The organism is Formosa undariae (assembly GCF_042427615.1).
Classification (GTDB): Bacteria; Bacteroidota; Bacteroidia; order Flavobacteriales; family Flavobacteriaceae; genus Formosa; species Formosa undariae.
Genome location: NZ_JBHMEZ010000020.1, coordinates 1 through 2002, shown reverse-complemented (window position 1 = coordinate 2002; position 2002 = coordinate 1). Strand labels below are relative to the sequence as shown.

At 32.7% G+C, this 2002-nt stretch carries 2 protein-coding genes; both read right to left on the bottom strand.

Features of this window, described 5'->3' with window-relative positions:
* A partial coding sequence (locus tag ACFFVB_RS16080; RefSeq protein ID WP_382384248.1) for a M60 family peptidase N-terminal accessory domain-containing protein occupies window positions 1-1356 on the bottom strand: 1356 nt, incomplete at its 3' end.
* Between the two features lie 444 nt (window positions 1357-1800).
* A partial coding sequence (locus ACFFVB_RS16075; protein WP_382384247.1) for a T9SS type A sorting domain-containing protein occupies window positions 1801-2002 on the bottom strand: 202 nt, incomplete at its 5' end.

The following is a 2002-nucleotide window of genomic DNA, read 5'->3' as shown; positions in this document are numbered from 1 at the left end:
TGGATTTGCAATTTTAACTGTTGTACTGTTTATTTCGTATTTTGTTGTAACACGATCCATTCGTTTGATATCTGATTTTTTGGTCAAATCCCAAGTATGTGCACCTACTAAGATAGAAGCTCCTATACCCACTAATGATGATGGAACGGTAACTGTCGCCACGCTTCCTGGTGCTAAATATGTTCCAGTTGGTCGTCTAGCATCTTCGGTTTCGTAATTAGCTTGTGTACCTGGTTTTCTAACATGAATTCCGTTTATCTGAATAGTAAAACTTTCTGTAGGATCAGCTGGCTGTGCTGCGGCTCCTGGGAAATAAGAAGAGGTTTCAAAAAGTGTGTTTTCGAATAAAGTTGGATAGTTAGTTAGGTTCTCTGTGGTGTACGAGTAATCTATAATTGGTTGCATTATTGCAAGCATTAAATTTTCTAGTTCGTAACCTGAAGCTGTTCTACTAAAGCCACCTTTCGATGAGCTGTTTGCGGTGAATAATCCTCCAAATTTCGCTTCGTATAATGCAATGGTTTCTAAAGCTGTTTCTATAACATCAGAATCGCTTGAAAATAATCCGCTATCCATTTTAATGGCGTTTTCTGTGGTTTTAATATCTGAAGTTGTTAAAGTAGATGCGCCTGAAATATGGTCTTTAATTTTTTCTAGTGTGGCTAATATCTCTGTATTAGATACTACAACAAATTCGCTTACACCAAATAAATAGGCATCATCATAATTTTCGTAATAATCGGTGTTGTCATGAGTACCTTGAGATTTTGTGCCATCCCAAGTTTTTATAGATGTTGCAAAATTTGTTTCCAGTACCCATTCAATATACATTACACCATCATGAAAACCTGCAAATTTCCAATATGTAGGGTAAACGACAACATCTTTTAAAAATGCAAAATGGCTTGTTGTTGTACCATCCCATGAAACAATTTCGCTATTATCGTCTGATGAGCTAAAGTATAGAAGGCCTTTGTCTGCACCACCTAAAATCCAATTTTCTTCTTCCTCAGGGAAAATAGAACTTAAATTTCCGTAATTTGTTCTAATACCTGTACTGCTATTCCAAATATCTATTTGTCCATAATTGGCAGATGTAATATCTGTAATTTGGTAGTAATAATTAGATCCGTCTAAGGCTAATAACTCCCATCCTTCCGTTTTGTCAATTGTAGAATCATCTGCAATATTTTCTCTTAAAACGGAGCCCGATTGTTGATAAACATCTACCTGTCCAAAAGTGTTTTCTGTTCCGTTGGATTGTTCAAAAAACAAGTCCTGGGCAAATGCAGGAATTGTTGCCATCGCAAATAAATGCAATATTAAAAGTTGTTTAATTTGTAGTTTTTTTCTCATAATGGATACTTGTTAATATTTTGAATTGTTATTTTCACGAGTGTAGTTGTTGCATCGTGAAGTTAATTGTTAAAATCTTCAAATTAGAATAAATAAAGAGAGGGAATGAGTTGTATGTTAGCGTAATACGATATAATAACAACAAAATAATAATCTAAGGATATCCCTATTTTTTTTTGCTAAAAAAAATGAATTACGCGAGGTTATTAAGTGTAATTAATTAAAAGTCTTATTTTGTAATACGGGTTATAGAGTAAAATATGTATGAAAAAAATAAACAAAAAACAGATTTTTAATTTTGAAATAGAATGAATTTTCTATCAATATTTTATTATGATTTAAAGTAGAAAATGATAAAACAAAAAAGACCTACACAAAATTTATTGTGTAGGTCTTTAATTTATTCAATATTCTGTGTCTAATAAATTAGGACAGATGTAAGATTTACTTGTTAATTACAAACTTCTTAACGGTGTTCTCTATTTTTATAAAGTAGATACCTGAGTTAAGGCTAGAAGTATCGATAGCAGCGGCATTTACTCGAATAGCGGTCGATTGCACAAGTGCACCGGTAATATTGTAAATTTGTACAGTCGTGTCTTTAGTTATTCCTTTAATGTTTAATGTGTTTTTTGCAGGAACAGGG